The organism is Streptomyces sp. B21-105 (assembly GCF_036898465.1).
Classification (GTDB): domain Bacteria; phylum Actinomycetota; class Actinomycetes; order Streptomycetales; family Streptomycetaceae; genus Streptomyces.
Genome location: NZ_JARUMJ010000001.1, coordinates 257,482 through 281,114, shown reverse-complemented (window position 1 = coordinate 281,114; position 23,633 = coordinate 257,482). Strand labels below are relative to the sequence as shown.

Genomic DNA, 23,633 nt, shown 5'->3' with positions numbered 1-23,633 from the left:
GCACGGCACCCGAAGTGCGTGCGTAGCACTGCCGAGAAAACCGACGCTGCGTCACCTCCGCAACGTGACAGATCGGCACACGCCTCGCTCGGACGGACGTATCGACGGTTCGGACACCGGTATTCGCGCAGGTCAGGGAGGTGCTAGTCGAAGAGGTGGGGGAACCGCCGGAGGTCGGCGAACAGGCTAACCCCACCGCACGGGGGAGTGCCGCCAACGACGTCGTGGCGAACGGCTGGACGTGCGGACGGTGCGCGGACCGCGGCGCGTCACCCGTGCCGGTGATCATCAGCGGAACGGCACGCCAGCCGTGTCCGCCGCCGACCATCCTGGGGGCATGCGCCGCCCGCTCTCCCTCGCTCTCGTCCTGGCCTGCGTCCTGCTTGCCGGAGGTTGTGTCTCCGTCCCCGTCGGCGCCCCGCCGCCCGTCCCACGGGTGGACACGGCCGCCGCACGCACGCCGTCCCCGCCGCCGTCGCCGGCCCAGCCCTCCGCGCGCACCGCCCTCGTCGCCACCACCCCCCTCGCCACCACCCCCGTCGAGAAGACGACGAAGCGGCATGCGGACCGCCGCCCCGCACAGCGGCAGCGGCGCCCCTCGGGCGCCACCGGCCGCGAGCGCACCCGCCGCATGCCGCAACCACAGCAACGGCAACCACAGCAACAGCAACCGCAGCGGCAGCGACCGCAGCCCAGAGCCGTGCGGTCCGAGCCGCCCCGGCCCGAGGCGCCGCGTACCCGCCACCGCGACGCAGCCCCGAAGCGGCCCGGCCACCGGCCGACGCGGCCGCGTACTGCCCGGCCGAGGCCGTCCTACGACCTGCGCACCGTGTGCGGCTGGGCCCATCAGGCTCCCGCGCCCTCGGGAGCGGCTGCCCTCTGCGACTCCTATGTACGGTGAACTGACCCCGGCGCCGACAAGGGGGCAGGCGCTCGGGGTGTGAGGGACGACGTGATCGACCGACGCCCCGGCCGAGGGTCGGCTGCCCGGCGTCTCGTGCCAGGCCCGGCGCCGACGGTCGAACCGTGAGACAGTCGGAGGAGGCGCCGAGGCGGCGAGACGCGGGCGTGCCGGTCCGAGACGGCGGCCACCGCCCGGCACCGTACGCACACGGCGCGGCAGCGGAGGGATCCGTCATGACCGAGGCGAGTGAAGCGACCCGCGCGGACCAAGCACTGAAGGCCAGGCACCGGGCCATGTGGGCGCTGGGCGACTACCCCCTGGTGGCCACGGACGTGATCCCTGACCTCGGACCGGAGCTCGTACGGGGAAGCGGCGTGCAGCCGGGTTCGCGGGTGCTCGATGTCGCGGCCGGTTCGGGGAACGCCGCCATCCCGGCCGCTCTCGCGGGAGCCGACGTGGTCGCGGTGGACCTGACGCCGGAACTGCTGGCGGCCGGAGCGCGGCTCGCCGCCGAGCGCGGCGCCCACCTGGACTGGCGAGAGGGCGACGCGGAGGCGCTGCCGTTCGCAGACGCCTCGTTCGACATCGTGGTCTCCTGCGTAGGCGTCATGTTCACCCCGCACCACCAGCGGGCGGCCGACGAACTGGTCCGCGTGTGCCGGCCGGGCGGCAGGATCGGCTTGGCCAACTGGACACCGGAAGGGTTCGTCGGCCAGATGTTCGCCGTCATGCGCCCGTACGCGCCCCCGCCTCCGCCCGGAGCGCAGCCGCCACCGCTGTGGGGCGACGAGGACCACGTGCGTGCACTGCTCGGCGACCGCGTGAGTGCCTTCGACGCCCGTCGCCGGCGGTTGCGTGTCGACCGGTTCGCCCGGGCCGAGGAGTTCCGGGAGTTCTTCAAGTCCTGCTACGGCCCGACCCTCGCGGTGTACCGGGCCATCGCCGACGACCCCGACAAGGTGTCCGCCCTCGACGCGGCGCTCACGGACCTGGCCGCCCGGCACCTCGCGGACGGGACCATGGAATGGGAGTACCTGCTGGTCACGGCCGAGCGGAACACCGACTGAGGAGGCCGCCTGCGACGAACGCGGCCGGGTCGGCCGTGTGGTGTCGGAAAGCGTCAGTCCGGGCGGTGCGCGGTGTAGACGGTCGCGGTCATCGCCGCCGTCACAGGACCGGAGCCGAGCCGGTCCGTCATCCTCCGGGTGACCGAGGCCCTGATGGTCCGGGCGTCGCGGCGGGATTCCAGGGCGGCGCTGACCGGTGTGCCGGTGAGGAACCCGGTGGAGATGGAGGCGGCCGACGCCGCGACGGCGTCGAGCGTGACCTCGTCGGCGGTGTCCAGGGCGAGCCCGGCGGCCTCGAGGTCCGAGGCGACCAGGGCCGGATCCGTGTAACCGTGCGGCACGTCCTCGAGGAACGCGGGCGCTCTGCCGGGCATGGACTGTTCCAGGGCGTCCTGGAAGGCCGCCCCGAACCCGTGCGTGGACAGCGGGCCCCAGCTGTTGAACAAGAAGCGTCCCTGCGGGGTCAGCACCCTGCGCACCTCCGCGTAGGCGGCGGGCCTGTCGGGAAAGAACATCACGCCGAACTGGCACACGACGAGGTCGAAGCCGCCGTCCTCGAAGGGCAGTTCCTGGGCGTCCGCCTGCTGCCAGTCGGCGCGGGGCTCGCGTGCCGACCCGGCGGCGACCATCGCCTCGTTCAGGTCACTGGCCACCACGGAGGCCGTGGGCGCCGCGGTGAGCAGGGCCGAGGTCAACGCACCGGTCCCCGCGGCGAGCTCCAGGACCTTTCGGGGCCGTAGCGCGGCAGCCCTGGCCGCCAGGTCGGTGGCGAACGGGCGGAAGAGGACCGGCACGAGGTGGCGTTCGTAGGCCTCGGGCATGGACCGCGTCCATCGCCGGTTCGCGTCGTCTGCGTTCACCCGACAGACAGTAGCCCCGGGGGCGGTGCGACAGCGGACGACAGCAGGCGTCACGGATCGTGTCGGCGGCCGAGCAGCCGCGGGAGTGGACTGCCGTCGCGAGAAGGGAGTGAGCCCCGCGGGGCCGGGGCCGCCCGTGAAGGACGCGGCCCCGGCCCCGCGAGGCCGGGCTCACACGCGGTCTGCCGCGATCAGGACGTACTGGAAGGAGCCGTCCCGGTAGGACTCGATGAACGCCTCCTCGATTCCGGTGACCAGCGACGACGTGGCCCGCAACTCCCAATAGGGCAGGGTGTCCGGCGTGAGGTCGACGATGGTGTGCGGCACGAGCCGGTTGTCGGCCATGGCGCGCAGATATTCGCGGCGGGAGTGGATGTTGCACTCGAAATGCGCGTTGATCTGCGAGACCCACTTCGACGGCTGGCCGTAGCGGGGGTTCCAGCAGCCGGTGATCGTCACGTACCTGCCGCCCACCTTCAGGAAACGGGAGTGCTCGGCGAACAGGTCGTGGAGGTCGACGTACATGCTCGACTCGTTGTTCCACGAGGCCCCGATGCTGCCCTTGTCGAAAGGCGTGTCGAGCATGTTGCACACACGGGAGCGGACATGGTCCTCGATACGTAGTTCCCGCGCGCGCCTGTTGCCGAAGTCGGCCTGGGCGGCGGACAGGGTGACGCCCTCGACCCGGCAACCGAATCGGCGGTGCGCCATGACCATGGACCCGCCGCGCCCGCAGCCGGCGTCGACGAGGGTGTCGTCGGGACCGACGCCGCCGAGGTGGTCCATGAGGAACTCCGCCTGTGCCGACTCCAGCCGGTGCAGTTCCGCGATGAGCTTCTTCTCGTACTCGCTGTGTGCCGGGTCGCCGAGCGCGGCTTGGTCCACGTCGCCGATGCCGTAGTGGTGGTGGTAGAGCCCGTCCACGTCACCGAGGCGCAAATTGACCGGTCGGGCCTCGTTGTTCCAGTAGCGGGCGATGTCCTCCTGGTACGCGGTGGCCGGGGCCGGGATCTTCGCGGTGGCGGTGGAGGTCGTCTCAGTGGTCACAGAAATGTCCGTTCTTTACCAGAAGTCGGGCAGGCTGTATCGGTAGGTGTTGGTGCGGTGCCAGTCGTGGTTGCCGTCGACCCAGGCGGCCACTCCCCGCAGGAAGCGCAGCACCGGGGGCAGGGGGCAGGCCTTCGCCAGGTCGGCCGCGGCGGCCTCGAAGGCGTGCTGGAGGTCGTTGTGAACCTCGACGGCCTTCAGATAGGCGTCTCGCTCGGAGAGCTGCTCGCGTTCCGCGATCACCACCGGCAGGTTCAGGTGGAGGCCGGGGCTGTCGAGTTCCTTGGTGTACGAGTAGAGGTCGTTCACAATGGTGGTCGCGTTGCCCGCGAGGGCGATCACCCGCTGCATGTCCGGCCGGGCGTGGAGATCCGCGGGCAGTTCGTAGTCGCCGACGGTGTCGGTGATGGTGGGGCAGGGGCGGAAGTTGTTGAACTGGCGCATCGCCAGGTACTCCCACACCTCGGGGACGTGGCCGGTCTGTGCCCAGGCGGCCTCGGCGAGGTAGCCCATGTGCAGCCGGGCCATGTCGTGCCGGTAGCGGTCGGCCTGTGCGGGGGTGGCCGCGCGGACGAAGTGGTCCATCGCGCTGCGGTACGCCCGGCGCGGGGCGTCCGAGGTGAGGGATTCCTGCCACGCCGACGCGTACTCCGCGGTGGTGTGGACGTGGTCGAGCGCGGTGTGCGCGAGCAGGAGGCGCCCGCCGAGACCGACGGGTGACCCGCCGTGGTCCTCGCAGTAGCAGTCGTCCACCGCGTTCTCCGCGACCATGAGCCGGGTGGCGAGCATCAGGTGGTCGACCGTCGGAGCGTCGGGGTGGCAGGCGACCATGTAGCGGCCGACGGAGAAGCCGTCGAACTGTCCCTCCCACTCCTCGGGATAGAGCCGCACCTCGTCCTCGGCCCAGTGTTTGATCCGGCGGCTCACCTCCTCGACGCGCACGGGGTCGGGCTCCGGGACGGGATGGTGGTAGAGACCGGGAACGGCTCGCCCAGCGGCGGACGGAGCCGGTGCCGTGGCCTCCGGATCCGGGAGCGGGGGTGCGTCCCTGGCGGACAGGGTCAGGGAGGTCGTGCCCAGTCCGGTAGGTCCGCGCATGATCCCCTGGAAGGCGGTGCCGGCCGCCGGCGTGCCGGGCGTGTGTCGTACGGCGGAGGCGGGCGTGCCGGGCGTGTGTCGTACGGCGGAGGCGGGCGTGGGGGCCGGTGGCGGGTCGGGGATCGGGATCGGGACCGGAGGATGCAGTGCCGCCAGAAAGCCCGCGGCGGCCGGTGTCGCCGGAAGGTCCGGGACCACCCGCGCGGGGGTGTCCGGCACGGCTCTGGGCGGCGTCGGTCGCCGCTCGGCGGGGGATGGTCCGAGGGGCCCGGAATCGGGCATCGTCGGCTCCTTGCTGCGGTGGGGTGAGCGCTCCGTCGTGCTCGGGGCGGGCCAGGTGTGTCGCCTGCAGCCGGTCAGGGCATCAGCGCGGCCTGGGGGCGATCTGCACGTTCTCCATCACGCCGAGGGCGTCGGGCAGGAGCACCGCGGCGGAGTAGTAGGTGCTGACGAGGTAGGAGATGATCGCCTGTTCGTTGATGCCCATGAACCGCACGGAGAGCCCCGGTTCGTACTCGTCCAGCAGTCCTGTCTGCCGCAGGCCGATGACGCCCTGGTTCTTCTCTCCGGTGCGCATCGCGATGATGGAGCTGGTCTGCTCCTTGCTGATCGGGATCTTGTTGCAGGGCAGGATGGGGACCCCGCGCCAGGCGGGGACCGATTGCCCGCCCAGGTCGACATGGTCGGGGTAGAGACCGCAGGCGTTGAAGCCACGTCCGATGGCGGCGATCGTCCTGGGGTGGGCGAGGAACATCTTGGTACCGCGCCGACGGCAGAGCAGATCGTCCATGTCGTCCGGGGTCGGCGGTCCGGAGCGGGGCTGGATGCGCTGCTTGAAGTCGGCGTTGTGCAACAACCCGAACTCGCGGTTGTTGACCAGCTCGTGCTCCTGACGCTCCCGCAACGCCTCGATCGTGAGCCTGAGTTGCTCCTCGCTCTGGTTCATCGGACCGTTGTAGAGGTCGGCGACCCTGGTGTGGATCCTCAGCACGGTCTGGGCGACGGAGAGCTCGTACTCACGCGGTTTCGGTTCGTAGTCGACGAAGGTGCCCGGCAGTTCGGCCTCGCCGACGTGACCGGCGGACAGGGCGATCTCGGCCTCGCCGTGCTTGTTCTGCCGCAGCCGCCCGCGGGACGTGAACCTGCCGACGTGGGCCCGTAGGTGGGGTGCGCGCGCCTGGACGGCGGCGAAGTCGGCGTGGGAGAGGGTGAGGAGGGTGCCGGAGGACTCGGCGGTGACCGTGCAGTCGTGGCGGGCGTCGGAGTCCGACAGCGCGTTCTCGCCGAAGTGGTCGCCGTCCGCGAGCACCGCGAGGGCGTTCTCTCCGCCGTACTGTCCCTCGGAGGTCTGGATGAGCCGGCCGTGTGCGATCAGATGGATCCGGTCCGCGGGGCTGCCGCGTTCGACGAGGACCTCGCCCGCCGTGAAGTCGCGCTGCGTGCAGCGGTCGGCGAGGGCGGTGAGAACCTCCGTGTCCTCGAATCCGCGCAGAACGGCCAGTTCACCGAGCTCCCGGGGGATCACCCGGACCGTTGCGCCCTCCTGGACGAACTCGATGCGGCCGTCGCCGACGGTATGGCGCAGCCGCCGGTTGACCCGGAAGGCGCCGCCCTCGGCCTCCACCCAGGGCAGCATCCGCAGCAACCAGCGGGAGGTGATCTCCTGCATCTGCGGGGCTGACTTGGTGGTGGTGGCGAGGTTGCGGGCGGCGGCCGTGCTCAGGGACTGCTGCGCCGCTGCGGGCGGGGCCTGAGTCTCCGGGATGCTGTCGACGGACATCGGGGGTTCTCTCCTTGCACGGCAGGCCGTCCGGCGCACACGGGTGCGCCGGACGGGAGGCAGGGGGCGTGGGCAACGAGCGGGAAGGATCGCGGGCATCCGTCCACCTGCAGAAAGCTAGCCGTCGAACTCGCCACATCCACCGGAGAGAGGGGATGCTTACCTCGAAGCGGTGACAATCAGTTGAATGCGGTTTATCGGTCCGTCACGCGTCATCGCCGCACCCGCGCCGTGCTGCAGCGGTGCCCGGCGGCACGGGCGGTCGGCGTCGCCCCCAGGACGAGGTCGCCCGCCTCTACCAGCTGGCCGCGACCCACTGGCTCCACGGCATGTTCCAGTCGCTGAGGCCGTTGTCCGGGGCCAGCGCTGTCTTGTCCTCGGAGTTCTTGACGATCACGATGTCACCGATCATCGAGTGGTCGAAGAACCACGCGGCGGGCTTCCTGTCGTTGCCGCCGCCCCGGGCATCCCTCAGACCGATGCAGCCGTGACTGGTGTTGACCTTGCCGAAGACCGAGTCCGTACCCCAGTAGTTGCCGTGGATGAACGTGCCCGAGTCGGTCAGGCGCATGGCGTGCGGCACGGCCTTGATGTCGTACGAGGGCTTGCCGTCCTTCTCCGTGAGACCGACGCTCGCACCGTTCATGTGGATGCGCCGGAACTTCTCGGAGATCACCATCTGACCGTTGTAGGTCGGGTGTTCGCGGCTGCCCGCCGAGATCGGGATGGTCCTGATCGGCCTGCCGTTCTGGACGACGGTCATCCGCTTCGTCTTGACGTCCACGGTGCTGATCTGGCTGCGGCCGATCGTGAAGGTGACGGTCTTCTGGATGCCGTCGCGGGTGAGCGTGACGGTGACGGTGGAACCGGGCGTCCAGTAATGCTCGGGGCGGAAGTCGAGGCGACGGTCGTTGAACCAGTGGCCGACGGCCTGCTGGCCGCTGCTGGAGCTGACCTGGATCTCCGACTGCACGGCGGCCCTGTCGCTGACCGCCTTGTCGAAACCGACCGTCACCGGCATGCCCACGCCGACGGTCGAGCCGTCCTCGGGGGAGACGTGCCCGATGAAGTCGTTGGCGGGGGAGACGGTGGTGATCGAGGCGTTACCGGAGGCGGGGCGACCCTTGGCGTCCTTGGCCTCAGCTGCGATCTGATACCTGGTCGCACCCTTCAGCCCGCCGTTCGGCTTCCAGGAGGTGCCGTCCGCGGACACGGTTCCCGGCACCTCGGCGCCGGTCGCGACGGCGGTCATGGTCACCTTGGTGAGCTTGCCGTTGCGGACGGTGACGCCGACGGGGTCGTCGGTGCCGACGTTGTGGGCGCCTTCCCCGGGCGTGATCACTATGCGGGCCTCGGAGGCCTCCGGGGCGCCCGCCTGCTGTGGGCCCGTCTGCGACGTGGGGTGGCGCCCGCCGTCGTCGGTGCTGGTGGCAGCGTTGCTTGTACCGCCGAGGGCCGTGACGGTGAGTACGCCGCCGAGCACGCCGGCCGTAGCCACCAGTCCGGTGCGTCGTTTCCTCAGCATCAAACACTTCTCCTATGGCGCTGTCTCTGCATCCCTGCGCTGATCACCGAAGAAGCGCAACCAGCCTTGAGACTACTTAGACATGCCTATGTCCATAAATGGGCAAATTGTGGTGAAGGCCACGCGTGCCGAGCCCGTCGCCCGCCTGAGAGGATGGGCCCCACCATCGAACGAACAGAACACATAGGGGGAGAGTGTGCTCGTACTCGTACTGGCGGTCGTCGTGCTGCTCGTCATCGGCGGCTGTGTCTGCGTCTTCTGGGAGGCCAGGGGCGATGCCCCTCGCTGGGCACGTGGCGTGGCGAAGGCGACACTGCTCGGCGGCGAGCTGGCCCGCAGCACGAGCCGGAATTCCCGCTCACGGCAGAGCACCGGGGACGAGTAGGCGCCGTGCCGGCTGCTGGTCTGCTCGACCTCGCGGACGCGCCGGCACCGTCCCCGTCGAACCCGGCCCCGGGTCGCTGCCCTGTTCGCGTGCCGTCGTCCGTGGCCCTGGCTGGGCGCCGCCTCGGCGGGACCACGGATGATCGCCGCTAGGCTGCGGTGGTGCGCACGGTCGAGATGTTGCTGGACGAGACGGCGGACGTGGCCGTGCGGGAGGCATGGCGGCGGCTCGCGGACGCGGGGCTGCCCAGTCAGGCGCGCCACCGCTCTCCCACCAACAGTCCGCATCTCACGCTGGCCTCGTGCGGGGAGCTGACTGCCCCGATCCGCTGGGAGCTCGCCGAGGTGGCGGCCGCGCTGCCGCTGGCGGTGAGGTTCACCGGTGTGGTCCGCTTCGAGCGGCCGACATCGGTGCTGGCCTGGGCGCTGGACCTCGACAGTGCGTTGGCCGGTCTGCACCGCCGGGTGTGGGAGGCGGTCGTGTCGGACGGCGGGCCCGAAGCCCTCAATCCCTTCCACGAACCCGGACGCTGGAGCCCGCACGTCACCCTCGGCCGGACCCGACGGGCCGCTGCCTTCGCCGACCGACGGATCTCCGAGCTGCTGCCGGCGCCGCCCCTGTCGGTCCGCCTCACCACCTTGCGCAGCTACGACACCGAAACGGGCGCCCTGGAAGTGCTTGAACCTCGTTCCTGAGACGCAAACGTATTCGCGCTGCCGGACGACCGGTTGCCCACTGCCGGACCCGACGGACCCGACGCCACGTCAGATCGCCCGCCCGCCGGAGTCCACGCGCCGAGGGCGAGGACACCGGCAGGCGGGTGTGCGCGGTCGCTCAGGGACAGTCGTACGTCAGGTCGACGACGACCGTGCGGTCGACGGGGGAGAGGAGATGCAGTTCGGCCCGGGCCGCGTAGTGGCCCCTGCCCTGGAACGTCCACAGCAGGTGCAGGCGTGCCTGATGCCGGCCCTCGGCCACCACTTCCCGCAGCACACCCGAGGCCGTGCCGTCGCTTCGGGTCCAGCGGTACGAGAGCGTGCCCGGTCGGCCGTTGGTGGCGACGACGCCGACGACGTCCGCGGTGCCGTCGCACCCCACGGCCGCCGGCCGGGCCACGACCTGTACCGCGCCCGTTGCGAGGGACGGCCCGAGGCGCTGCCAGGCGAGGAGTGCGATGACGCCGATCAGCACCAGCGCGGGCAGCGCATGTCTGCGCGGACGCCGACGTGAGGGCGCGGGAGGCGGCGGTATCGAGGGCAGGGTCCGGTGGGTGCGTTGTGCGACGGCGGCGGTCACGCCCGGGCCGAAGCGCAGCACGGTGCCTTCGACGCGATCCGGTGCGGGCGTCGGCGTCTGCACCGGGGTCGGCGTGTCCTGCGTCCGCGTGGAGGGAGGCGCGACGAGGGTCGTGTCCGTCTCGGGCGGCCGCTGGATCCAGTGACTGGCCAGCACGGTGGCGCTGTACTCGGCGTCGTCGGGGCCGCCTTCGACGCGCGAGGCGGCAGATGCGGGCGCGGCGGGCGAAGCGGGTGTGGCGGGCGAAGCGGGTGTGGCGGACGAGGCGGGTGTGGCGGACGAGGCGGTGCGGCCGAGCACCTGGGTGGGCTCGCCGTCCTCCACGAAGACCTGCGTGCGGTCGTCGTGCGTGCGGTCGTCGTGCGTGCTCATCGGATGTCACACTGCCTGGTCAGAAGCTGCTGCGAGCCGCCGCCGTCGGCGGCGGCGGGGACGGTCGTCGCCTGTACCGCCCAGTAGCAGCCGGCGTTCCGGAAGGTGTGGGCCACGGTGAGGACGTACTGGGTGGACCCGCTTCGTTCGAAGGCCTGAGGCGCGCCGTCCGAAGCCCCGAGCCCTCGGCCGCCGTTGCCCGTGGACCAAGAGACGGTGAGGGAGAGCGGGCCGGTTCCGTCCGTCGTGACGGCGATGGTCGCTGTGGCGGTCGTCGAACCCGTCTGCCGGAAGTCCCTCACCGTGATGTCCTTGACAGCGGGAGCACGCGGCGGGGTCGGGGAGGCCGTCGTCGGCGTCGCCCCGGTGGACGGCCCGCCGGGCGCTTCGCCGGGTGTGGCTTCCTCGGTCGGGGATGCGGAGGCGGACGCCGAGGGCTCGTCGGTGCCGACGGACGCCGACGAGGACGCCGACGCCGAGGCCGAGTCCGACGGGCCGGGTGACGCGGTGGACGACGGGGGTGCGGCCGAGGGGGCCGGCGTGGTCGGAGCGACGGACGCTTCCGGATCCACCGCGGCTCGGGCACTGCTGGTGGCCAGGGCCTGCGCCGCCTGTTGCGGCGCCGCCCCCGGGGCGTGCCGCAGGTCGTAGGACAGGAGGACGCCCAGCAGGACGGCCGCGGCCGTGACGAGCAGCCCCGCCCGGCCGGGCAACCACGACCGGGCCCCGCCGGGTGCCTTACCGGAGGCCCCGCCGCGGGCCGCTTCGCGGCCCAGGACCGTGCGTGCGGTGTCCGTCGTGGTGCTCGGCGGGGCGCTGCGGGCCGACGGCAGGAGCAGCGGCACCAGAGCCACCAGCGCGGCGAGCCTGCCGCGCCCGCGCTCTTCCCAGTCGGACCCGTACGCGGCGCCGGCGGCCGCCTCCAGCTCCGCGACGAACGCCTCGGCGTGTGCGGGACGTTCCCCCGGGTCCTTGGCGAGGCCGCGTCGCACCAGCTCCCGCACCGCCTCGGGGGCCTCGTCGGCCGGGATCGGCCCATCGACATGCTGCAGGGCGAGTGCGGCGAGATTGTCACCGGTGTAGGGCCGGTGGCTCGTCAGGCACTCGAAGAAGGTGGCCGTGGCCGCGTACACGTCGGCGGCGGGAGAGGCGGGGGCGCCGGTCCACTGCTCCGGGGCCATGTAGGAGGGGGTCCCGGCTGCGCCGGCGCTGGCGCCGACGTCCACCGCTATGCCGAAGTCGACGAGCCTGGACGATCCGTCCGGCACGACCAGGACGTTCTCCGGCTTGTAGTCGCGATGGACGACGCCGACGCGATGCGCGTCGGCCAGACCGAGCAGCGATCCCTTGAGGACCACGAGGGCCGCCTCGGGCTCGAGCGGGGCCACCCTGGTCAGCAGGGTGCGCAACGACACGCCGTCCACCAGCTCCATCACGATGGCGGCGCCGTCCGGGCTCTCGACGTACTCGTACAGGTCGGCGACGTAAGGGCTCTCCAGCCCGCCGAGCAGCCGCGCCTCAGCCCTGAACCCCTGTACGAAGCCAGGCTTCGTACGCAGCGACTCGCTGAGATACTTGACCGCCACCGGGACGCCGGTCTCCTCGTGCACGGCCAGAACGACCCGCCCGCTCGCCCCTGCCCCGAGTTCCAGCGACTCGGTGTATCCGGGCACTGCCCATGTGTCCATTCCATCCCCCCACCGCGGCCGCGCGGCTCGACTCTCACCCTTGACAAGCATCGAGCCACGCGTGAGGAGACACCGTTTCGGCCGCTGCGGTTGCGGTGCGGGACCTCGGCCCCCTCCCGGCCGGACGTTGGGGCACGCGGTGGGGAGCGGCTACGTGGCCGCCACGATGCGCTCCACGGCCGCCGTCACCAGTCGTTCGCGCTCCGCCTCCGTGAAGACGTCCGGCAGCGTGAGCTGCTCGACGATCAGCCAGTTCAGCGTCAGTATGAGGAGCTTGACGGCCATGGCGTCGCCGGGGAGGCCGGAGGCCTCGTGATAGGCGACGTTGGCGTCGACGTCGGCCCGGACCCGCTCCGTGAGAATCCTGCGCAGTTCGGGGCGCCGGGTGGCCTCGAGGCGAAGTTCCAGCAGCGCGAGGTAACCGGTGCGGAACGCGGCGACGCGGCCGACGAGCTCGCGCATCAGTTCCGCGTAGGTCTCCCGGTCGCGGCCGGCCGCCTGCTGGCGGGCGACCGTGGCCTCGTCGGGCTGGAGCCGCTCGTACACCCGGGCCCCGGCCTGAGTGAGAAGGTCGTCGCGGCTGGCGAAATAATTGGACGCCGTGCCGGCCGGAACGGCGGCCTCGGCATCCACAGCCCGGAACGTCAGACCACGTGCGCCCTCCCGGGCCAGCACCTCGATCGCCGCGTCGACGAGGGCCGCGCGCCTCTGGTCGTTCCGTCTCGCCATCGACGTCACTCCAAATGTAGTACTACGTTCGAACCACTTCGAGCAGAGTAACTGGGTCCTGCCGCGGTTCGGGTCAGCCTGCGAGGCGGCGGGCGAGGTGGAGCAGATCCGCCAGGCGCAGCACGCGTCCGTCCAAACCCGGGAGGGGGACGTGGAGCGGTTGCGTCCAGTGGGCTGGAATCGCCGCCGGCCCGTAGCGGGCCCCCGCGAGACCTCCGGTCACCGCGGCGACGGTGTCCGTGTCGCCGCCGAGGTCGACCGCCGCGCGTATCGCGTCTTCGAAGCCGGTGGTGGTGCGCAGGGCCCAGACGGCGGAGCCCAGGCAGGGCCAGACGGCGCCGTTGAACTCGGTGGCCGGCGCTGGAAGCGGGTGAAGATGTCCGGCAGATCCAGTCCGCCGCGTTCCAGCAGGGACTCCGCGACCAGAACGGCCATCTGTGTGTCGTCGGTGGCCTCGCCGGGGTCCCAGCCGCCGCCTCCGCACATCTCGCCACCGGTGCCGGGCGCGGGGAACCGTGCGGAGAAAGCTCCTCGGGGGCCGAACTCGAAGGGTCCGCCCAGGGCGTCACCGACCGCTGAGCCGACGACCGCTCCGGCGGCTCGCTGAATCCGCTTCACCCGCGCAGGTCATCCGTCGCCCGCAGGCCCGAACCGGGTCGACCTCGCCGGTCGGGCGGCACGGCGGTCTTGACAGGGGGTCGGGATCACGCTTTCTTGGTGTCATCGTTGCATATGGCGGCACTGTTCCGTAGTACGCAACCTCGTAACCTCTCGGGGTCTGTGCCGACGGCCCGCACGGCCGCACGGCCCGCGCGGGAGGCCGGGACGCCCGGCGACGGGACGGCTCTGATCCCCTACACCCCGGAGTGGCGCTTCAGATGACTCGCAACGCACCTGCCGACGACCCCGGAGACGCCCGGCTGCGGGTCGGTCCCCCGAAGGAGTACGCTGCCGGCCTCCCCGCGGTCACCTCCTCGCTCCGGCATGCCGGCGAGCAGATGGGAGCCCGCCGGGGCCTGCTGACCCTCCTCCGGGTCAACCAGAAGGAGGGCTTCGACTGCCCCGGCTGTGCCTGGCCCGAGCCGGAGCACCGGCACACCGCGGAGTTCTGCGAGAACGGCGCCAAGGCGGTGGCCGAGGAGGCCACCGTGCGCCGGGTCACCCCGGACTTCTTCGCCGGGCACACCCTGGCGGACCTGCTCCCCGCCAGTGACTACTGGCTCGGCCGGCAGGGCCGGCTGACCCACCCCATGTACCGCGCGGCCGGCGACGACCGCTACCGGCCGATCTCCTGGGACGACGCGTTCGCCGTGATCGCCCGTGAACTCGCCGCCCTCGACCACCCCGACCAGGCCGCCTTCTACACCTCCGGCCGGGCGAGCAACGAGGCCGCTTTCCTGTACCAGCTGTTCGTCCGGATGCTCGGCACCAACAACCTGCCGGACTGCTCCAACATGTGCCACGAGTCCAGCGGATCGGCGCTGACGGAGACGATAGGCATCGGCAAGGGAAGCGTCACCCTGGAGGATCTGCACGACGCCGACCTCATCCTCGTGGTCGGTCAGAACCCCGGCACCAACCACCCCCGGATGCTCTCCTCGCTGGAGACCGCCAAGCGCCGGGGCGCCCGGATCATCGCGGTCAACCCGCTTCCCGAGGCGGGGCTGCTGCGGTTCAAGAACCCCCAGCGGCCGTCCGGTGTCCTCGGCGGCGGCACCCGCCTGGCCGACCGGTTCCTCCAGATCAGACTGGGCGGGGACCAGGCGCTGTTCCAGGCCTTCAACCGCATGCTGCTGGAGGCGGAGGACCAGGTTCCCGGCAGCTGTCTGGACACGCCCTTCATCGACCGGTACACACACGGCTTCCAGGAGTTCGCCGAGCACGCCCGAAGGGTGTCGTGGGACGAGATCCTGACGGCCACCGGCCTGCCCGAGGAGGAGATCCGGGCCGCGTTCCGCGAGGTGCCGGCCGCCGAGAAGATCGTCGTCTGCTGGGCCATGGGCCTCACCCAGCACAAGCACTCCGTCCCCACCATCCGCGACGTCGTGAACTTCCTCCTGCTGCGCGGCAACATCGGCCGCCCGGGCGCCGGCCTCTGCCCGGTGCGCGGCCACTCCAACGTGCAGGGCGACCGCACCATGGGCATCTACGAGAAGCCGGACGACGCGTTCCTGGACGCGCTCGGCGCCGAGTTCGCGTTCACGCCCCCGAGGCGCCACGGCCACGACGCGGTCGAGAGCGTCCGTGCCATGCGCGACGGCGACGTACGGGTCTTCGTCGCACTCGGCGGCAACTTCGCCGCCGCCGCCCCCGACACCGGCCTCACCGAGCGGGCCCTGCGCAACTGCCGCCTCACCGTGCAGATCTCCACCAAGCTCAACCGCTCGCACGTCGTCGCAGGCGAGCAGGCGCTCATCCTGCCGTGTCTCGGCCGCACCGAGGCCGACCTGCGGCCTGCCGGACCCCAACAGGTCACCGTCGAGGACTCCATGGGCATGGTGCACCTCTCCCGAGGGCGCCTCGCCCCCGCCTCCGATCATCTGCTGAGCGAGCCCGCGATCATCTGCCGGATGGCGCGTGCCGCGCTCGGGGAAGCGGGCTCGCACGTGCCCTGGGAGGAGTTCGAGAAGGACTACGACAGTATTCGCGACCGCATAGCGCGCGTGATCCCCGGCTTCCAGGACTTCAACCACCGGGTACGAGAGCCCGGCGGCTTCGCGCTGCCCCACCCGCCGCGCGACGAACGCCGGTTCACCACCGCCACGGGGCTGGCCCACTTCACCGCCAACCCGCTGGAACGGCCCCATGTGCCGCCGGGCCGGCTGCTGCTCCAGACCCTCCGTTCCCACGACCAGTACAACACCACCGTCTACGGCCTGGACGACCGCTATCGCGGCATCCACCAGGGCCGCCGGGTCCTCTTCGTGCATCCCGACGACCTCGCCGACCGGGGCCTGGCCGACGGGGACCTCGTCGACATCGTCAGCGAGTACGACGACGGTGTGGAACGCAGGGCGCCGGCCTTCCGCGTGGTGCCCTACCCGACGCCCCGCGACTGCTGCGCGGCCTACTTCCCCGAGACCAACGTCCTGGTCCCCCTGGACTCCACGGCGGCGGTCAGCAACACCCCCACCTCGAAGTCGATCGTCGTCCGCCTGGAGCCGGTCCCCGCCGGCCGGCCCACGGGGACCTGAGGTCCGACGAGGAGAACGCTCCGCTGCCCGATCCGGAGCACGCGCACGTCGTCTTGACGCATCCCTTGACAGCCTCCCCCGGGCGTCAGATCGTTGTTGCTCATAGTGGATTCTGGTGCACTATTCGCAACCTGATCTTGGTGGCAGTCGCCCCGTTGTCGATACCACTCCCTTCCTGCCCGGGCGCGACCGTCGCCCGGGCGGAGCATCCACCGCTGTCTGTGGAAGGAACGATCTGATGAGCAGAGCCCGCGAACGGAACGGGAGCGCAGGTCGTCCCGTCGGACAGGAACCGCCCAGAGGCGGGGCGGCCGCCGGCCGTCCCCGGACCGACCCCGTCGTGTTCGGCGTCTCCGCGGCCCTCACCCTGGCCTTCGTCGTGTGGGGAGCCACCGCGACCGACGCGCTGGAGAGCGTGTCCGGGAAGCTGCTGGACGGGACGATCCGCAACGGCGGCTGGGCCTTCGTCCTCGCCGCCTCGGGCTTCGTGGTCTTCGCCCTCTGGCTGGCGATGAGCCGTTACGGGCGGATCACCCTCGGAAAGGAGGGGGAGCAGCCCGAGTTCCGCACCGTCTCGTGGATCGCCATGATGTTCAGCGCCGGCATGGGCATCGGCCTGATGTTCTACGGCGTGAGCGAGCCGCTCTCGCACTTCGTCACACCGCCGCCGGGCACCGACCCGGCCGACGCCAACCAGGCCATGGAGACCGCCATGGCCACGACCCTCTTCCACTGGACGCTCCACCCGTGGGCGATGTACGCGGTCGTGGGTCTCGCCATCGCCTACAGCACCTTCCGGCGCGGACGCCGCCAGCTGATCAGCGCGGTCTTCACCCCGTTGCTCGGTGAGAAGAGGGTGAACGGCTGGCCCGGCAGGGCCATCGACGTCCTCGCCATCTTCGCCACCCTCTTCGGCTCGGCGGCCTCCCTCGGGCTGGGCGCCCTCCAGATCGGCAGCGGCTTCACGGGACTCGGCTGGCTGGGGTCGGTCGGCACCGGACTGCTGGTCCTCGTGATCGCCGTGCTGACCGTGGCTTTCGTCGCCTCGGCGGTGTCCGGGATCGAGAAGGGCATCCAGTGGCTCTCCAACACCAACATGGTGCTGGCGGTGGCCCTCGCGCTGTTCGTGTTCCTCGTCGGCCCGACCGTCTTCATCCTCGACCTGCTGCCCACCTCCGTCGGCGCCTTCCTCGGCGACCTCGCCCAGATGGCGGGCCGTACCGAGGCGTCCAGCGGCAAGGGGGTCGCCGACTGGCTGGCGAGCTGGACGGTCTTCTACTGGGCGTGGTGGATCTCCTGGACGCCGTTCGTCGGCATGTTCATCGCGCGCATCAGCCGCGGCCGTACCATCCGGCAGTTCGTCGGGGGCGTCATCCTGGTGCCCAGCAGTGTCAGCCTGCTCTGGTTCGCCGTCTTCGGCGGCTCGGCGATGCGTCTCCAGGAGTCCGGTCGCCTCAACGACGCCGCGACCGCCCAGGGTCAGCTCTTCGACGTCCTCCAGCAGTACCCCATGGCCACGGTGACGAGCGTCGTCGTGATGGTGCTCGTCGGCATCTTCTTCGTCTCCGGCGCGGACGCCGCCTCCATCGTGATGGGGACGCTCTCGCAGCGGGGCTCCCTGGAACCCTCCCGGGGTGTCGTGGTGTTCTGGGGTGTGCTGACCGGGGCCGTCGCCGCCGTCATGCTGCTCATCGGCGGAGGCAAGGGCGACGCGCTCACGGGGCTCCAGAACCTCACCATCCTCGCGGCGGCCCCCTTCACCCTCGTGATGATCGGGTTGTGCGTCGCGCTCAACCGGGACCTGCGTCACGATCCGCTCATCATCCGCGGACGCATGGGCGAGGAGGCCGTCGAGACGGCCGTCATCGCCGGCCACGAGAAATACGACGGGGACTTCGAGCTTCGCATCGGCCCCGCCACGTCCACGGCCGGCGAGGAGAGTGCGGGGCCCTCGCAGACCGGGGAGTCCTCGCCGTCCGTCTCGTCCGCCGTCTGAGACCGCCGGACCCGCCGACCGGCGGGCCCGTGGCACCGCTCTGCGCGGCCACGGGCCCGCCGGGTCTTCGCGTCCGCCTCCGGGAGCATGCGCCCGCCCTCGCCCCGCGGTCGCCGCGGGGCGACGACGTAGGCGTCTTGAGTTGTTCTATGTGAGGTGAGTTGTGGATGCCGCAACGCCTTGCGGGACTCGAAGGGGCCTCTGGATGCCTTGACAAGGGTTCTGGGCGACTCCAGACTGATGTTGCGCTTACCGCAAACCGTTTCGTTATACGCACCGAGGTGTCATGATGATTCCCGCGTGCCGTCTCGCGGATCTCCCGCGAGGTGAGGCCTTCAGGCTCGACGTCGACCCGCCGGTGTCGGTGTTCCACACCGACGACGGCGAGGTTTTCGCCATCGACGACACCTGCACCCACCAGGACGCCTCGCTCGCCGACGGCTGGCTGGAGGGCTGCGAGGTGGAATGCCCGCTGCATGCCTCCAAGTTCGACCTGCGCACCGGCTCGGTCGACTCCCCGCCGGCGAAGCTGCCGGTCCGGACGCACGAGGTCGTCGTCGAGGACGGCATGATCCACGTCCGGCTCTCCACGGAGGCGCCCAACCTGCCGCCCTGCATCTCCGCCCGGCTCGCCGGGGGTCCCGCGTGAGGACCGTCGCCGTGGTCGGCGCCTCCCTCGCCGGTCTGTCGGCGGCGCGCTCGCTGCGCAAGCAGGGCTTCGACGGACGCCTGGTCGTCATCGGGGACGAGCCGCACCGCCCCTACGACAGGCCCCCGCTGTCCAAGGAGTTCCTGTCCGGCACCCTCGGCGAGGCCGAACTCGCCCTGGAGGCGGAGGGCGAGGACCTGGCGGCGGAGTGGCTGCTCGGCACCCGCGCCACCGGCCTCGACCACCCCGCGCGCACCGTCCGTCTCGCCGACGGACGTGAGGTGCGTGCCGACGGCTTCGTCATCGCCACCGGTGCCGTGGCGCGCGCCCTGCCGGGCTCCGCGGGCCTCGCCGGAGTGCACACCCTGCGCACCCTGGACGACGCCCGTGCCCTGCGGGACGAACTGGCGGGCGGCGGACGCCTGGTGGTGATAGGCGGCGGTTTCATCGGCGCCGAGGTCGCCTCCACCGCGTACGCCCTCGGTCTCGACGTGACCGTCGTGGAAGCGGCCCCCACCCCGCTCGCCGGGCCGCTCGGCGCCACCATGGGGGCCGTCGTCTCCGGTCTCCACACCGATCACGGTGTGCGGCTGTTGTGCGGCGTCGGTGTCAAGGGGCTGAGCGGGGAGCACCGGGTCGACGCCGTCCTGCTGGAGGACGGCCGCAGCGTCCCCGCCGACATCGTCGTCGTCGGAGTCGGGGCCCGCCCGTGCGTCGCATGGCTGGAGGGTTCCGGCATCGCCCTCGACGACGGCGTGAAGTGCGGTGCGGACGGCCGTACCAGCCTGGCCGGTGTGGTCGCGGTCGGCGACTGCGCCAACTGGTACGACCCCCGGGTCGGCCGTCACCGCCGCGTGGAGCACTGGACCGGCGCGCGCGAGCGCCCGGAGGCCGCCGTCGCCACCCTGCTGGCGGGGGGTGCGGTCGAGCCGGGTGTGCCCCGGCCGCCGTACTTCTGGTCGGACCAGTACGGCGTCCGCATCCAGTTCGCCGGCCACGCGGCCGAGGCCGACAGCATCACCGTCGAGGCGGGCTCGGCGGACGACCGCGACGTCCTCGCCGTCTACCGGCGTGACGGCCGGCCGGTCGCCGTGCTCGGCATGAACCAGCCGCGGCTGTTCATGCGGGCGCGCAAGCAACTGGCCGCCGGAACGTCTTGACAGCACCCCGGCGCCACCCCATGCTGCGGTTGCCCATAGCGCGCAGCGTTGCTCCACACACAACGCCGTCCGGAGTCGTTCCTCTCCCGGCGTCCGAATGACCCCTACGCGACGTTCACCGAGGAGTGCCCCGTGACCTCGACCGGCCTGCCCGACAGCCTGATCGCCACTCTTCCCGGCTCCTCCTACACCGATCCGGCGGTCTTCGCCCAGGAGCAGGAGCACATATTCGAGACCATGTGGTTCTGCGTCGCCCGGGCGTCCGAGCTGGCGAAGCCCGGGGCCTTCCGCACCGTCGACGTGGGCCGCGAGAGCATCCTGGTCACCCGGGCCAGGGACAACTCGATCCGCGCCTACTTCAACGTCTGCCGGCATCGCGGGGCCAAGCTGTGCACCGAGGAGTCCGGCGAGGTCAAGCGGGCCTTCCAGTGCCCGTACCACGCCTGGACGTACGGTCTGGACGGCAAGCTGGTCGCGGCGCCGAACCTGACCAAGATGCCCGACGTCGGCCGCACCGAGTACGGCCTGGTGAGTGTCGCCGTGCGGGAATGGCTCGGCTACGTCTGGGTCTGCCTCGCGGAGAACCCGCCGTCCTTCGAGGAGGACGTCATCGGTGAGGTCGTGGCCCGCCTGGGCGACGTCGAGTCGATCGAGCGGTACGACATCGACAACCTGTCCGTCGGGCGTCGGATCACCTATGACGTGAAGGCGAACTGGAAGCTCGTCATCGAGAACTTCATGGAGTGCTACCACTGCGCGACGATCCATCCCGAACTGACCGAGGTGCTGCCGGAGTTCGCGGACGGGTACGCGGCCCAGTACTACGTGGGCCATGGCGCGGAGTTCGGTGAGGAGGTCCAGGGGTTCACGGTGGACGGCTCCGAGGGCCTGGACCGCATTCCGGGGGTCGCCGAGGACCAGGACCGGCGTTACTACGCGATCACCGTGCGGCCGCAGGTGTTCATCAACCTCGTCCCCGACCACGTGATCTTCCACCGGATGTACCCGGTGGCGGCCGACCGCACGATCGTCGAGTGCGACTGGCTTTATCTGCCGCACGTCGTCGAGAGCGGCAAGGACGTCAGCCGGTCCGTGGAACTCTTCGACCGGGTCAACCGGCAGGACTTCGAGGCCTGTGAGCGGACCCAGCCCGGCATGAGCTCACGGCTGTACGCCAAGGGCGGTGTGCTGGTGCCCAGCGAACACCACATCGGTGCCTTCCATGACTGGGTGAACGAGCGCCTCGGCGCTCCCCGGGGGTGAATCAGCCCAGGAAGCCCATGCGGTGACTGATCTCGTCGGCGCCCTTGACCAGCACCGGGGACAGTTCGTGCAGCCGTTCCTCGGTGAACCGGTACGACGGTCCGGAGGCGCTGAGAGCGGCGATGACCTCGCCGTCCCGGTTGCGCACCGGGGCGGCCATGGCGTGCAGACCGATCTCCAGCTCCTCCAGGGTGAAGGCGTAACCCTGCTCCCGGGCGGTGACGAGGTTCTTCTCCAGCTTCGTCTTCGCGGTGATGGTGTACGGGGTGACCTTCTTCATGCCCGCGGCCGTCAGCAGCGTGGCGCGCTCCTTCGCCGGCAGGTGGGCCAGCAGGATCTTGCCGCTCGACGTGGCGTGCAGCGGAGTCAGCTGGCCCACCCAGTTGTGCGCGGTGACCGCTCCCGGTCCGCGCACCTGGTACAGGTTGATCGCGTACTGCTCCTGCATCACGGCGATGTTGACGGTCTCGCCGATCTCCTCGGCCAGCCGCTCGCACACCGGACGGCCCTGCTGCGTGATGTCGATACGGCCCGTGACCGCGCCGGCCAGGCGCACGATGCCGAAGCCGAGCCGGTACTTGCCGCGCTCGCCGGCCTGCTCGACCAGGCCGCGCGCTTCCAGGGCTCCGAGGAGACGGAAGGCCGTGGACTTGTGCACCTCGATCTCGGCGGCCACCTCGCTGACACCGGCTTCGCCACGCTGCGCGAGGATCTCCAGGACGCTGATGGCGCGGTCGACCGACTGCACCCCGCCCGCCGGTGCGTTCGACGTTTCTGAGTCAAGGCTGTAGTTGCTCACCGTGCAACTATACGCGCAGTAAACAACGCGATTGCAAGCAAGCACCCCGCGGCGAACTTCCATAAGTTGCGCCGTTCGCAACCTGGTGCGTATAGCGCGACCGGGTCTAGCATGCCACGCATATCTACGGCGCGAGTGAGACGAGGCACCATGGCTCCTGTGCAGTACGACTTCGTGATCGTCGGTGGTGGTTCCGCGGGCAGTGCACTGGCAAACAGGCTGTCCGCCGACCCGGCGAACCGGGTTCTGGTCCTGGAAGCGGGCCGGTCGGACTTCCCGTGGGACGTCTTCATCCACATGCCCGCGGCGCTGACCTACCCGATCGGCAGCCGCTTCTACGACTGGAAGTACGAGTCCGAGCCCGAGCCCCACATGGGCGGTCGGCGCGTCTACCACGCGCGCGGCAAGGTACTGGGCGGGTCCAGCAGCATCAACGGCATGATCTTCCAGCGTGGCAACCCCATGGACTACGAGCGCTGGGCCGCCGATCCCGGCATGGAGTCCTGGGACTACGCGCACTGCCTGCCCTACTTCCGGCGCATGGAGAACTGCCTCGCGGCCGACCCCGACGACGAGTTCCGCGGCCACAGCGGCCCCCTCGTCCTGGAGCGCGGCCCGGCGACGAACCCTCTCTTCGGCGCCTTCCTCAAGGCCACCGAGGAAGCGGGCCACGCCCCCACCGACGACGTCAACGGCTTCCGGCAGGAAGGCTTCGCCAAGTTCGACCGCAACGTCCACCGCGGTCGCCGGCTCTCCGCCTCGAAGGCGTATCTGAAGCCCGTCCGCAAACGCCCCAACCTCACGGTCACCACCCGCGCCCTCGTCACCCGTGTGCTCTTCGAGGGCAAGAAGGCGGTCGGCGTCGAGTACCGGCGCGGCAAGGGCGCCCCGAAGCAGGTGCGCGCCAAGGAGGTCATCCTCTGCGGCGGCGCGATCAACTCGCCGCAGCTGCTCCAGCTCTCCGGCGTCGGCAACGCCGGGGAACTGCGGGCGCTCGGCATCGACGTCGTCCACGACCTCCCCGGCGTCGGCGAGAACATGCAGGACCACCTGGAGGTCTACATCCAGTACGCCTGCAAGCAGCCCGTCTCCATGCAGCCGTACCTGGCGAAGTGGCGGGCGCCCTTCATCGGGCTCCAGTGGCTGTTCCGCAAGGGCCCGGCCGCCACCAACCACTTCGAGGCCGGCGGGTTCGCCCGCAGCAACGAGGACGTGGACTATCCCAACCTGATGTTCCACTTCCTGCCGATCGCGGTCCGCTACGACGGCTCCGTGCCGGCCGGCGGACACGGCTATCAGGTGCACGTCGGACCCATGTACTCCGACGCCATCGGCTCGGTGAAGATCAAGAGCCGGGACCCGGGGGAGCACCCCGCCCTGCGCTTCAACTACCTCTCCACCGAGCAGGACCGCCGCGAGTGGGTCGAGGCGATCCGGGTGGCCCGCAAGCTCCTCAACCAGCCCGCGCTCGCCCCCTACAACGGCGGGGAGATCTCCCCCGGACCGTCCGTCGAGTCGGACGAGGAGATCCTCGCCTGGGTCGCCGAGGACGGCGAGACCGCCCTGCACCCGTCCTGCACCTGCAAGATGGGCACAGACGAGATGTCCGTCGTCGACCCCGCCAGCATGCGCGTGCACGGCGTGGACGGACTGCGGGTGGTGGACGCCTCCGTCATGCCGTACGTCACCAACGGCAACATCTACGCACCGGTGATGATGATCGCCGAGAAGGCCGCCGACCTGATCCTCGGCAAGAAGCCCCTGGCGCCGTCGAACGCCGCGTACTACCGCCACGGTGACGCGCGGCTGCGGGCGGAGTAG

General features: G+C 70.9%; 19 protein-coding genes and 1 pseudogene. 10 read left to right on the top strand and 10 right to left on the bottom strand.

Features of this window, described 5'->3' with window-relative positions:
• The first annotated feature begins 337 nt into the window (after nucleotides 1-337).
• Both QA802_RS00985 and QA802_RS00980 read left to right on the top strand, forming a co-directional pair.
• On the top strand, nucleotides 338-901 hold the full coding sequence (locus QA802_RS00985; RefSeq protein ID WP_334517410.1) for a hypothetical protein: 564 nt from the start codon (nucleotides 338-340) through the stop codon (nucleotides 899-901).
• A gap of 236 nt (nucleotides 902-1,137) precedes the next feature.
• Nucleotides 1,138-1,971, top strand: coding sequence for a class I SAM-dependent methyltransferase (locus QA802_RS00980; RefSeq protein ID WP_334517408.1), 834 nt, complete (start codon nucleotides 1,138-1,140; stop codon nucleotides 1,969-1,971).
• 53 nt (nucleotides 1,972-2,024) lie between these two features.
• On the opposite strand, the gene QA802_RS00975 is transcribed toward QA802_RS00980, so the two are convergent.
• The 5 genes from QA802_RS00975 to QA802_RS00955 all read right to left on the bottom strand — a co-directional run bounded on the left by QA802_RS00975 (nucleotide 2,025) and on the right by QA802_RS00955 (nucleotide 8,281).
• Nucleotides 2,025-2,792 (bottom strand): class I SAM-dependent methyltransferase, encoded by a 768-nt coding sequence (locus QA802_RS00975; RefSeq protein WP_334534200.1) that lies wholly within the window; start codon nucleotides 2,790-2,792, stop codon nucleotides 2,025-2,027.
• A gap of 210 nt (nucleotides 2,793-3,002) precedes the next feature.
• Nucleotides 3,003-3,878: a geranyl diphosphate 2-C-methyltransferase gene (locus QA802_RS00970; protein WP_334517406.1), complete on the bottom strand. Its 876-nt coding sequence runs from the start codon at nucleotides 3,876-3,878 to the stop codon at nucleotides 3,003-3,005.
• A 15-nt stretch (nucleotides 3,879-3,893) separates the two neighbouring features.
• Nucleotides 3,894-5,258 carry a 2-methylisoborneol synthase gene (gene tcp / locus QA802_RS00965; RefSeq protein ID WP_334517404.1) on the bottom strand — a complete coding sequence of 455 codons (1,365 nt, stop codon included), beginning with the start codon at nucleotides 5,256-5,258 and terminating at the stop codon, nucleotides 3,894-3,896.
• A gap of 82 nt (nucleotides 5,259-5,340) precedes the next feature.
• Nucleotides 5,341-6,756, bottom strand: coding sequence for a family 2B encapsulin nanocompartment shell protein (locus QA802_RS00960; protein WP_334517402.1), 1,416 nt, complete (start codon nucleotides 6,754-6,756; stop codon nucleotides 5,341-5,343).
• A 295-nt stretch (nucleotides 6,757-7,051) separates the two neighbouring features.
• A complete protein-coding gene (locus tag QA802_RS00955; RefSeq protein ID WP_334517400.1) occupies nucleotides 7,052-8,281 on the bottom strand; it encodes a L,D-transpeptidase in 1,230 nt (409 codons plus the stop codon).
• A 196-nt stretch (nucleotides 8,282-8,477) separates the two neighbouring features.
• On the opposite strand from QA802_RS00955, the gene QA802_RS00950 reads away from it, so the two are divergent.
• Nucleotides 8,478-8,666: a hypothetical protein gene (locus QA802_RS00950; protein ID WP_334517398.1), complete on the top strand. Its 189-nt coding sequence runs from the start codon at nucleotides 8,478-8,480 to the stop codon at nucleotides 8,664-8,666.
• Between the two features lie 161 nt (nucleotides 8,667-8,827).
• Complete coding sequence (locus tag QA802_RS00945) at nucleotides 8,828-9,361, top strand: 2'-5' RNA ligase family protein (RefSeq protein ID WP_334517396.1); 534 nt, start codon at nucleotides 8,828-8,830, stop codon at nucleotides 9,359-9,361.
• A 139-nt stretch (nucleotides 9,362-9,500) separates the two neighbouring features.
• Here the strand turns inward: QA802_RS00945 and QA802_RS00940 are convergent, their stop codons facing one another.
• The 4 genes and pseudogenes from QA802_RS00940 to QA802_RS00925 all read right to left on the bottom strand — a co-directional run bounded on the left by QA802_RS00940 (nucleotide 9,501) and on the right by QA802_RS00925 (nucleotide 13,369).
• Nucleotides 9,501-10,334 (bottom strand): hypothetical protein, encoded by an 834-nt coding sequence (locus QA802_RS00940; RefSeq protein ID WP_334517394.1) that lies wholly within the window; start codon nucleotides 10,332-10,334, stop codon nucleotides 9,501-9,503.
• Nucleotides 10,331-12,022, bottom strand: a complete 1,692-nt coding sequence (locus QA802_RS00935) for a serine/threonine-protein kinase (protein ID WP_334517393.1) — start codon at nucleotides 12,020-12,022, stop codon at nucleotides 10,331-10,333. Before QA802_RS00935 ends, QA802_RS00940 begins: the two co-directional genes overlap by 4 nt.
• 150 nt (nucleotides 12,023-12,172) lie before the next feature.
• Nucleotides 12,173-12,751, bottom strand: coding sequence for a TetR/AcrR family transcriptional regulator (locus tag QA802_RS00930; protein ID WP_319168271.1), 579 nt, complete (start codon nucleotides 12,749-12,751; stop codon nucleotides 12,173-12,175).
• Nucleotides 12,752-12,824: 73 nt separating this feature from the next.
• Nucleotides 12,825-13,369: pseudogene (locus QA802_RS00925) on the bottom strand (ADP-ribosylglycohydrolase family protein).
• A gap of 260 nt (nucleotides 13,370-13,629) precedes the next feature.
• On the opposite strand from QA802_RS00925, the gene QA802_RS00920 reads away from it, so the two are divergent.
• The 5 genes from QA802_RS00920 to QA802_RS00900 all read left to right on the top strand — a co-directional run bounded on the left by QA802_RS00920 (nucleotide 13,630) and on the right by QA802_RS00900 (nucleotide 21,013).
• Nucleotides 13,630-15,945: an FdhF/YdeP family oxidoreductase gene (locus QA802_RS00920; RefSeq protein ID WP_334517388.1), complete on the top strand. Its 2,316-nt coding sequence runs from the start codon at nucleotides 13,630-13,632 to the stop codon at nucleotides 15,943-15,945.
• A gap of 238 nt (nucleotides 15,946-16,183) precedes the next feature.
• Nucleotides 16,184-17,941 (top strand): BCCT family transporter, encoded by a 1,758-nt coding sequence (locus QA802_RS00915; RefSeq protein WP_334517386.1) that lies wholly within the window; start codon nucleotides 16,184-16,186, stop codon nucleotides 17,939-17,941.
• A gap of 286 nt (nucleotides 17,942-18,227) precedes the next feature.
• Nucleotides 18,228-18,590 (top strand): bifunctional 3-phenylpropionate/cinnamic acid dioxygenase ferredoxin subunit, encoded by a 363-nt coding sequence (locus QA802_RS00910; protein WP_334517385.1) that lies wholly within the window; start codon nucleotides 18,228-18,230, stop codon nucleotides 18,588-18,590.
• Nucleotides 18,587-19,750: an NAD(P)/FAD-dependent oxidoreductase gene (locus tag QA802_RS00905; RefSeq protein WP_334517384.1), complete on the top strand. Its 1,164-nt coding sequence runs from the start codon at nucleotides 18,587-18,589 to the stop codon at nucleotides 19,748-19,750. The genes QA802_RS00910 and QA802_RS00905 overlap by 4 nt, the downstream gene beginning before the upstream one ends.
• A gap of 132 nt (nucleotides 19,751-19,882) precedes the next feature.
• Complete coding sequence (locus tag QA802_RS00900; RefSeq protein WP_334517383.1) at nucleotides 19,883-21,013, top strand: aromatic ring-hydroxylating oxygenase subunit alpha; 1,131 nt, start codon at nucleotides 19,883-19,885, stop codon at nucleotides 21,011-21,013.
• 1 nt (nucleotide 21,014) lies between these two features.
• Here QA802_RS00900 and QA802_RS00895 read toward each other — a convergent pair whose 3' ends face one another.
• Nucleotides 21,015-21,761: an IclR family transcriptional regulator gene (locus QA802_RS00895; RefSeq protein WP_319168402.1), complete on the bottom strand. Its 747-nt coding sequence runs from the start codon at nucleotides 21,759-21,761 to the stop codon at nucleotides 21,015-21,017.
• A 201-nt stretch (nucleotides 21,762-21,962) separates the two neighbouring features.
• Here QA802_RS00895 and betA point away from each other — a divergent pair, with 201 nt between their 5' ends.
• Complete coding sequence (gene betA / locus QA802_RS00890) at nucleotides 21,963-23,633, top strand: choline dehydrogenase (protein WP_334517381.1); 1,671 nt, start codon at nucleotides 21,963-21,965, stop codon at nucleotides 23,631-23,633.